Origin of the sequence: Allopontixanthobacter sp., assembly GCF_034376665.1 — a bacterium.
Classification (GTDB): Bacteria; Pseudomonadota; Alphaproteobacteria; order Sphingomonadales; family Sphingomonadaceae; genus Allopontixanthobacter.
This window is the reverse complement of the sequence record NZ_JAXMJI010000078.1, coordinates 1-9059: the sequence shown is the minus strand read 5'-3', so window position 1 is coordinate 9059 and position 9059 is coordinate 1. Positions and strand designations below refer to the sequence as shown.

The 9059-nt window shown below is 63.8% G+C and carries 9 protein-coding genes and 1 pseudogene; 7 read left to right on the top strand and 3 right to left on the bottom strand.

The window, feature by feature from the left end; all coding sequences use genetic code 11:
* Both bla and U0988_RS08510 read right to left on the bottom strand, forming a co-directional pair.
* A partial coding sequence (gene bla / locus U0988_RS08515; protein WP_322292194.1) for a subclass B3 metallo-beta-lactamase occupies positions 1–810 on the bottom strand: 810 nt, incomplete at its 3' end.
* 43 nt (positions 811–853) lie between these two features.
* Complete coding sequence (locus tag U0988_RS08510) at positions 854–1564, bottom strand: SDR family oxidoreductase (protein ID WP_322292193.1); 711 nt, start codon at positions 1562–1564, stop codon at positions 854–856.
* A 203-nt stretch (positions 1565–1767) separates the two neighbouring features.
* Here U0988_RS08510 and sdhC point away from each other — a divergent pair, with 203 nt between their 5' ends.
* The 5 genes from sdhC (at position 1768) to U0988_RS08485 (ending at position 6648) form a co-directional block, all read left to right on the top strand.
* The gene (sdhC, locus tag U0988_RS08505; protein WP_322292192.1) at positions 1768–2202 is read left to right on the top strand and encodes a succinate dehydrogenase, cytochrome b556 subunit; all 435 of its coding nucleotides are present in this window, start codon (positions 1768–1770) and stop codon (positions 2200–2202) included.
* A 12-nt stretch (positions 2203–2214) separates the two neighbouring features.
* A complete protein-coding gene (gene sdhD / locus U0988_RS08500) occupies positions 2215–2601 on the top strand; it encodes a succinate dehydrogenase, hydrophobic membrane anchor protein (protein ID WP_322292191.1) in 387 nt (128 codons plus the stop codon).
* Complete coding sequence (sdhA, locus tag U0988_RS08495; RefSeq protein ID WP_322292190.1) at positions 2601–4424, top strand: succinate dehydrogenase flavoprotein subunit; 1824 nt, start codon at positions 2601–2603, stop codon at positions 4422–4424. Before sdhD ends, sdhA begins: the two co-directional genes overlap by 1 nt.
* 191 nt (positions 4425–4615) lie before the next feature.
* Positions 4616–5017, top strand: a complete 402-nt coding sequence (locus tag U0988_RS08490) for a BlaI/MecI/CopY family transcriptional regulator (RefSeq protein ID WP_416172382.1) — start codon at positions 4616–4618, stop codon at positions 5015–5017.
* Positions 5014–6648 (top strand): M56 family metallopeptidase, encoded by a 1635-nt coding sequence (locus U0988_RS08485; protein ID WP_322292188.1) that lies wholly within the window; start codon positions 5014–5016, stop codon positions 6646–6648. Before U0988_RS08490 ends, U0988_RS08485 begins: the two co-directional genes overlap by 4 nt.
* Before the next feature lie 64 nt (positions 6649–6712).
* Here U0988_RS08485 and U0988_RS08480 read toward each other — a convergent pair whose 3' ends face one another.
* Positions 6713–7582, bottom strand: a complete 870-nt coding sequence (locus U0988_RS08480; RefSeq protein WP_322292187.1) for a neutral zinc metallopeptidase — start codon at positions 7580–7582, stop codon at positions 6713–6715.
* Positions 7583–7718: 136 nt separating this feature from the next.
* Between U0988_RS08480 and U0988_RS08475 the strand changes: the two genes are divergently transcribed.
* Together U0988_RS08475 and U0988_RS08470 are read left to right on the top strand one after the other, a co-directional pair.
* A complete protein-coding gene (locus U0988_RS08475; RefSeq protein ID WP_322292186.1) occupies positions 7719–8474 on the top strand; it encodes a 3-hydroxybutyrate dehydrogenase in 756 nt (251 codons plus the stop codon).
* 138 nt (positions 8475–8612) lie between these two features.
* A pseudogene (locus tag U0988_RS08470) lies at positions 8613–9059 on the top strand (peptidase M28); the annotation flags it as partial.

Here is a 9059-nt window from a genome sequence, read left to right as displayed (position 1 = left end):
CCTATCTGTGATGGAGGCGGCAAATTGGCGGCAATTCATGCCGGATGCGAGGTCGCCCGCTGCCAGCTTGTCGCGCATCCTGCTCGCAGACGGGTGCGGCGTGAGCAGCATATCGCAATCGAGCGCTGCGACGCGGGCAAGGCTTTCGCGATAATACCCGAGATAGGCCGGATGGTCGGAGAAGCGGTAATCGTCGCTGCTCACGGGTGACAGGCTGTCGGCATAGACGATGGTGCGGCAATCGCCCGCCTCATCGCAGCTCTCCCATTGCCAGCTGGCCGCGCCCGGAGTGTGGCCGGGCGTGGGGACCAGAGTCAAAATCAGGTCGCCAGTTTCGACAGTCAGGGATTCCATCACCTCGACATTCGGCACTGGCGCGAAGGGAGCATGATCGCCCGATTGCGGATCCTCATCGGAATCTTCGCCGCTGCGCAGGACATTGGCGGCGACGTCGGTCGCAGCAATTACGCGCGCGCCGGTGGCCTGCTGTATCGCTGCCATGCCCCCGACATGGTCATAATGCTCGTGGCTCGAAAGCACGAATTTGATCTCCTCGGGCCTGAAGCCGAGCGCGCGGATATTGGCGAGGACAATCTTGGCGCCCTCCTGCGTGCCGCTATCGATCAGGATATGTCCCTTGGGGTCGGTGATCAGAATGGCGGAAATGCCGCAGGTTCCGACGTGATAGCTATTGCCATGGACAAGGAACGGCGGGGCTGCCTTGTCCCATTTGTCCCAGTCCTCGCAAGCCGCGAACCATTCCGCCATGTCGGGAGCTGTATCGGCCGATACCACAGGTTGCGCAGCCACGCCGGTGCAGCCTGTGAGGGCGAGCGCTGCGGCAAAAGCGATTCTAACGAACATAGCTTGCTCCATTGGCGTCGATGGTCGTGCCGGTCATGCTGGGCGGGGCGTCGAGCGCGCAGAACACCGCGATGCGCGCAATTTCCTCCGGTGTGGCGACACGGCCGAGCGGGATGTCCGCCAGCAGACCCGGGCCGCCGCGGCTGGCGAGGTAATCGTCCGCCATGGCGGTGTCGGTAAATCCCGGAGTGATCGCGAAACTGAGGATACCCTGGGCGGCATAGGCACGGGCGATGGTCTTGTGCATTGCCAGCATCCCGCCCTTGGCCGCCGCGTAATGCCAGTGCGCAGGCGAATCGCCGCGGTGTCCGGCACGGCTGGCGATGTGGACGATGCGGCCAGAATTGCCGGATTCCTGCCAGTGGCGCACCGCAAAGCGGGACAATTGCGCGGCGGCAGTCAGATTGACGCGCAATGTTTCCTCCCACCGGTCGAGCCATTGCAGGTCCCCGTCATCGACCGGGTTGGCGGCGAACATACCGGCGTTGTTGACGAGCACGTCCACCCGGCCCCCGCAGCGTCCCAGCGCCTCGTCCCATAATTCCTTGGGTGCCGCTGCATCCGAAAGGTCGGCGGCGAGAGTATCGGCGTCCAGCGCGCGCGTGGCGTGGCCGACGACCTTCGCCCCGCGCACGGCCAATTGGGCGCGAATGGCCGCGCCGATTCCGCGGCTCGAACCCGTGAGGAGGATATTTGTCATCGCCTTACTATCCCGAAACTGGGGCTATCCTGAAACCTGGCCCCGAAACTTGGCCCCGAAACCTGGCCCCGAAACCTGGCCCCTAAACCTGGCCGCCTTGTCGAGCGGAAGCAACCGGTTGGCAATCCGCAAATTTGCACGTCTTGCCTATGTACGGCGTTTCGCTAAGGAAGGCGCCACAGGTTGGATATTGGAAACGTCACATGGCACAGCGCCCGCTATCACCGCATCTGCAGATCTGGAAATGGGGCCCGCACATGGTGGTTTCCATCCTCCACCGGGTGACCGGGGACGGGATGGCGCTGGCGGGTCTGGGCATCCTGCTGTGGTGGTTGGGCGCCCTGGCCAGCGGGCCGGAAGCCTATGCCGCGTTCGCCGGATGGGTCTGGCCGGACCTCGGCACCCTCGAATGGAGCGGCGCGGCGATTATCGCCTCGGTGATCAAGATCGTGCTCAAGCTGGTCCTGATCGGCATCAGCTGGGCCTTTTTTTCGCATATGTGTTCGGGCCTGCGCCATTTCGTGATGGATATCGGCGCGGGCTACGAACTGGATACCAACAAATTCTGGTCGGTCGCCAGCCCGGTTATCGGCATTGTGCTGACGGCTGGTTTCTGGGCGCTGCTGCTACTCAAGTGAGGATACGGAACCATGGGTAACGGAACATCGATCGGCCGCGTACGCGGCCTCGGCTCCTCGCACGAAGGCGCGCATCACTGGCTGCTGCAACGCTTCACCGCGGTCGGCAATCTGCTGCTGGTGCTGTGGTTCGTGACGTCACTGGTCCTATTGCCGGACCTCGGTTACGTTTCGGTCAGCGAATATCTGGCGAGGCCGGTCCCGGCGACCGCGATGGTGCTGCTGATCATCAGCACATTCTGGCACGCGCGGCTCGGCCTGCAGGTGCTGGCCGAAGACTATGTTCACGATGCGGGCAATAAATTCGCCGTGCTGCTGCTGCTCAACCTGGCTGCCATCGGCGGCGGCGCGTTCGGCATTTTCTGTATTGTCCGTCTTGCTCTTGGAGGAGCACTTTAATGGCATCCGCCCCCAACTCGGCACCGGCCTACAAGATCATCGACCACACCTATGACGTTGTCGTCGTCGGTGCGGGCGGCAGCGGCCTGCGCGCCACGATGGGCGCTGCCGAATCCGGCCTGCGCACCGCCAATATCTCCAAGGTCTTCCCGACCCGCTCGCACACGGTCGCTGCGCAGGGCGGCATCGCCGCCTCGCTGGGCAACAACACGCCTGACCATTGGTCGTGGCATATGTACGACACGGTCAAGGGTGCCGACTGGCTGGGCGATCAGGACGCAATCGAATATCTGGTGCGTGAGGCCCCGCAGGCGGTGTACGAGCTGGAACACGCCGGCGTGCCGTTTTCCCGCAATGAAGACGGAACGATTTACCAGCGGCCGTTCGGCGGGCACATGCAGAACATGGGCGAGGGGCCCCCGGTTCAGCGCACCTGCGCCGCAGCGGACCGGACCGGCCACGCCATGCTCCACGCGCTGTATCAGCAGAGCCTGAAATACGCGGCGGATTTCTTCATCGAATATTTCGCCATCGATCTGATCATGAAGGACGGCAGATGCGTCGGCGTGATCGCGCTATGCATGGACGATGGTTCGATCCACCGCTTCCGTTCGCAATCGGTGGTGCTGGCAACCGGCGGTTACGGCCGCTGCTATTTCACCGCGACTTCCGCCCACACTTGCACCGGTGACGGCGGCGGGATGGTGCTGCGGGCGGGTCTGCCGCTGCAGGACATGGAATTCGTCCAGTTCCACCCCACCGGGATTTACGGCGCGGGTGTGCTGATTACCGAAGGCGCGCGGGGCGAGGGCGGCTATCTGACCAATTCCGAAGGCGAACGGTTCATGGAACGCTATGCGCCGAGCGCCAAGGATCTTGCCAGCCGCGATGTCGTATCGCGCAGCATGGCGCTGGAAATGCGCGAAGGGCGGGGCGTGGGGCCGGACGGCGACCATATCTTCCTGCACCTCGACCATATCGACCCTGCCGTGCTGGCCGAACGGCTGCCGGGCATCACCGAGAGCGGCAAGATCTTTGCCGGAGTGGACCTGACCCGCCAGCCGCTGCCGGTAACCCCGACGGTGCATTACAACATGGGCGGAATTCCCTGCAATTATCACGGCGAAGTGGTGACCATCGGGGCGGATGGCAATCCGGAAACCGTGGTTCCGGGCCTGTTCGCCGTCGGCGAAGCGGCGTGTGTTTCGGTACATGGCGCGAACCGTCTCGGCTCGAACTCGCTGATCGATCTGGTGGTGTTCGGCCGCGCGACCGGTCACCGGCTGGCCGAGCTGATCAAGCCGGGTTCCGCCCAGGCAGAGCTGCCGAAAGACAGCGCGGACATGGCGCTGGGCCGGCTCGACTATTTCCGCAACGCCAAGGGCGGATCGCCAACCGCGGAAGTGCGCGCCGAAATGCAGAAGACGATGCAGAAACACTGCGCCGTTTTCCGCGACACCGCGCTGCTCGAAGAAGGCGTCGCGATGATGCAGAAGACCAACAAGCGGCTGGAGGATGTCCACGTCACCGACCGCTCGCTGATCTGGAATTCGGACCTCGTCGAAACGCTGGAACTGGACAATCTGATGGCGCAGGCGAGCGTGACCATCGCCAGCGCCGCCAACCGCAAGGAAAGCCGCGGCGCCCACGCGCACGAGGATTTCCCCGACCGCGACGACACCAACTGGATGAAGCACACCGCCGTGTGGTTCGAAGGCTGGGGCGGCAAAGGCGGCGAGGTAAAAATCGATTACCGCCCGGTCCACGAATACACGCTCACCGACGATGTGGAGTACATCAAGCCGAAAAAGCGGGTGTATTGATCCGGATTAGAGGGTATTCGGGACTAACGTAACATGAAAGGGCCGGGGCGATTGCTCCGGCCTTTTTGTTTGGCTCGTCCCGGCTTTTTCCTGTTTTGCGGGCTATTCATCAGGCATTCAGATTACATCTGTAGTCATCAACTACAGATGTAATCACACAGGCGGTTGCCTGGGACTGGGGAGGCTGGGAAATGCCGGTGGCGAGTGACGAAACGCGGGACAGCGGTCCCGAACGGATTTCGGAAGCCGAATATGCGGTGATGGAATCGCTGTGGGAACGCAGCCCGCAAACCGCGCTCGAAATCTGCGAGGAAGTCTGTTCCCGCCGGGACTGGAGCCTCGCCACGGTCAAGACATTGCTGTCCCGGCTGGTCGCCAAGAATGCGGTTGCGACCGAGCCCGACGGGCGACGTTTCCTCTATACTCCCTTGCTGGAAAAGGACGAATATACCGGCTCCGAGTCGCGCCGCCTGGTGGACCGGCTGTTCGGCGGGCGCGCGGCACCGCTGTTTGCGCAATTGGCCGAAGCCGAGGCGCTGACCGAGGATGATCTGGCAGAGATGGAAGCCTTGCTGAAGGAGCTGCGCAAATGACCGAGTGGCTTGTCGAAACCTTGCTCTGGACCGGTGCGCTGATCGGCCTGGTCCTGCTGGTCCGCCGCCCCGTTGGGCGTCATTTCGGGGCCAAGGCCGCCTATGCGCTGTGGGCGCTGCCGTTGCTGCGGCTGATCATGCCGCCGCTGGTGCTGCCGGCTTGCCTAGCATTCGGCGGGGGCGCGCCGGAGCAAACCATTCTTCCGACCGTCGAATACAGTGCCGAGCTGGCAGCACTTCCCACGGCGCAGGCCGCGAGTGTCGCCGCCGATCCCGCTGCGTCCGCGCTGCCGATTGCCGCGATCCTGCTCACCGTATGGCTGGCCGGAGCGGCGATCTTTCTGGTGGTGCGCTTTTCCGGCTATTTCCGGATGCGCCGCAGTCTGCTCGCCCAAGGCCGCCCGGTGGGAGAGGCGGGCGCCGTGCGGCTGATCGAAACGCCGCAGGCAACCGCTCCGCTGGCCTTCGGAGTGTTCGACAAGGTCGTCGCCCTGCCGCCGGGGTTCATGGCGCTGTATGACCGCGAGCAGCGCGATTTTGCGCTGGCGCACGAACTGGCGCACCATTCGGGCGGCGACCTGCTGGCCAATATGGCCGTGCAGCCGCTGTTCGCGCTCCACTGGTTCAATCCGCTCGCCTGGCTTGGTTGGCGCGCATTGCGGCGCGATCAGGAGGCAGCCTGCGATGCCCGGGTGATCGCCCGGAGGAGCGCGCAGGACCGGGCCGCCTATGCCCAGACAATCGCCGGTTTCGCCGCCGGCCCGCATCTTGCCCTGGCCGCGCCGATGGCCTGCCCGGTGCTTGGTGAAAAGAGTATCATCCACCGTTTGAGGAGTATTTCCATGTCCGATATTTCCCCGCGCCGCCGCCTTGCCGGGCGCCTTCTGATCGGTGCCAGCCTGTTGGCTTTGCCGCTGACTGCCTCCATTTCCTATGCGGAAGCCAGGAGCGGCCGCGACGCAACCGCTGAGCAGCCGCCGGTTCCGCCCGCACCGCCTTTGCCGCCGCAGGCACCGGACGCACCACAGCCGCCCGAGCCGCCGGCACCGCCACTGCCGCCATCGGCTGAAGAAATGGTCGCGAGCGGCGAATTCGATACGCTATTCGACGATATCGAAGCGAAGGATGACGGTTCGGGCCAAGTGCGCCGAGTGATCGTGATGCGTAGCAAGGATGGCGATGCCGCGGCGCCGGGTGACCGGAAGGAGCGGCGCATGTTGCTCTTCAGTGGCCACGGTCCGGCAAATGCCGCGGGCGCTCCGAAGGCATTGACCTGGGCCCCGCACGGAGACCGGATCAGCGGCAAGGGATTGTCCGATGAAGAACGCGTCAAAATCCGCCGCCAAGTGCGGGAGACTATGGTTGAAGTGAAGCGCGAACTGGCCAATGCGAAGAAGGAAATGATGATCTTCCGGAACGATAATGGCGAAATCACCCGGTTCGCAATGGACTGCAAGGAAGGCCAGAAAGGCGCCGCTTTCTGCCAGAGTGACATGATGGCAAGCACGCTCGCCGGACTCATGGAAGCGCGGGCAGAAATTGCCCGGAACAAGGACATGCAGGACGATATTCGCGCCGAAGTGCTCAAATCGCTGGACGAAGCGATTGCCGACTGGAATTCCCGCGACTGAAGTCCGAAATCATCCCCCGTGCATTATTCGGCCCGGCCCCTCATAGGGTCGGGCCGCTGCAGTTCTAACCCTGCAAATCCGCGAAGGTGTCGCACTGGTCCTCGTCGCCGGTTTGCAGGCCGCGTTGCAGCCATTCCATCCGCTGGGCACTGGTGCCGTGAGTGAAGCTTTCCGGGCTGACCCGCTGGCCCGAGCTGCGCTGCAAGGTATCGTCCCCGATGGCGGCGGCGGCGGTCATGCCTTCTTCCATGTCGCCCGGTTCGATCAGATTGCGGTTGAGCCCGGCCCAGACCCCGGCGTAGCAATCGGCCTGCAGTTCCATCCGCACCTGCAATTCGTTCGCCCGCGCGGGCCTCTGCGACTGGACACTGCGAATCTGGTTGGCCATTCCGGTCAGGTTCTGGATGTGATGCCCGTATTCGTGCGCCATCACGTAATAGCGCGCGAAATCGCCGCCCGCGCCGAGCCGCCGCTCCATCGTGTCATAGAAGCTGGTGTCGATGTAAATGCCCTGATCGGCGGGGCAATAGAACGGTCCCATCGCGCTTGACGCCGCGCCGCAGGCGGACCTGGTGCCGCCGCTGAACAGGGTCAGAACGGGCTGCTGGAACGCAATGTTCGCCTCGCTGAACAGCGGCTGCCATGTTTCGTTGAGCGATCCGAGCGCATTGCACGCTTCCAGCGCATAGGGGCCAGTCTCGCACACCTCGGTGCCCTCGGGCCCGGCGGTCTGCTGACTTGGCGCGCCGTTCTGCATTTCTCCGATGGCGCCGATGGTCTGCATCGGGTCGGCGCCGAACGCGAAATAGGCGACCGCCGCGACCACGATGGTTCCGCAGCCGATCTTGCCCCCGCCGCCACCGGGAAAGCCCCCGCCGGAGGAACCCCCGCCGCGAACACGAATGCTGCCTGGATTGAACCGGTTGAGTTTCATTGCACGTCCCTTGCGACAGAGAAGTTGAAAACCGGGCCAAGGACTGCGGCCACGGCGTTATTACTGGACAGGCGGATCATGCCCCGCAAAAACGGCATTTCCAACCCTTCTTTCGCCCGTATCTCGAGGATATTCCATGTTCCTTTCCGGCAAACGCGCACTTGTTACAGGTTCCACTTCCGGCATCGGCCTCGCCATGGCGCGGGCTCTGGCGGCGGAGGGGGCGGAGATTGTCCTCAACGGATTCGGCGACGCCGGTGAAATCGCCCGCCTGTGCGAGGAGCTGGGCGCGGCTCACGTCGCTGCCGACCTGACCACCGCCGCAGGATGCGAGGATCTGATGCGCGGCGCAGGTCCGGTCGATATCCTGATCAACAACGCCGGGATGCAGCATGTCGCGCCGGTGGAGGAATTTCCCATCGGCAAATGGGACGCGATCATCGCCCTCAATCTGACCGCGGCGTTTCATACCGTCCGGCTCGCTGTTCCGCACATGAAGGCAAGCGGCTGGGGCCGGATCATCAACACGGCCAGCGCCCATTCCAAGACCGCATCGCCGTTCAAGAGCGCCTATAACGCCGCCAAACACGGCCTCGACGGCTTTACCAAGACCATCGCGCTGGAACTGGCGCAGACCGGGGTGACCGCCAATTGCATCAGTCCCGGCTATGTCTGGACGCCGCTGATCGAAGGGCAGATTCCCGATACGATGAAAGCGCGCGGGCTGACCCGCGATCAGGTGATCAACGATGTCCTGCTGGCGAAACAGCCGACCAAGAAATTCGTCCAGCCCGATGAAGTCGGCGCGCTGGTAGTGTTTCTCTGCCGCCCCGAGATGGGTAATGTGACCGGCGCGAACTGGAGTATTGATGGCGGCTGGACGGCGGAGTAATCGGTGCGGATGCACAGGTGATCGCGCAGCGGTCCGGATTCGGGGTACAGACCAGTCTTGAACATCGGGGGCGCTTGGAACACGGGCAGGTTGCTGCTGGCCGCAGGCGTTTGCCTTGCCCTGGCCGCCTGCGCCACGATGCCGCCTGCCGGACCGGCGGGTCCGTCGAACGATTTGTCCGCAATCGAAGCCGATCTCGCCAGGCATATCGCGGTCCTCGCCAGCGATGAATTCGAAGGCCGTGCGCCCGGCACGGCGGGTGAAACCAGGACGCTGGAATACCTCGTGGGTGCATGGCAGGCTGCCGGACTGGAAGGCGGGACCAACAATCCCGCCAATCCCTGGCTCGCCCCGGTCAGAGTGGCTGGCAGTGTCCCGGCGCAAAGCACGGTCCGGTATTACCGCGCCGGCCGGGCCATTGCCGCGCCGGAAGGGGCAGTGGTGGCCTATTCTTCCGGTCGCCGTGCGTTGCTGGAAAGAGCACCGCTGCTGTTCGTCGGCAAGCAGTACCGCGAACTCGACAGGTCCGTGCTGACCGGACGTGTCGCCGTAATGCTGCAGGATCATCCCGACCATGCCGAACAG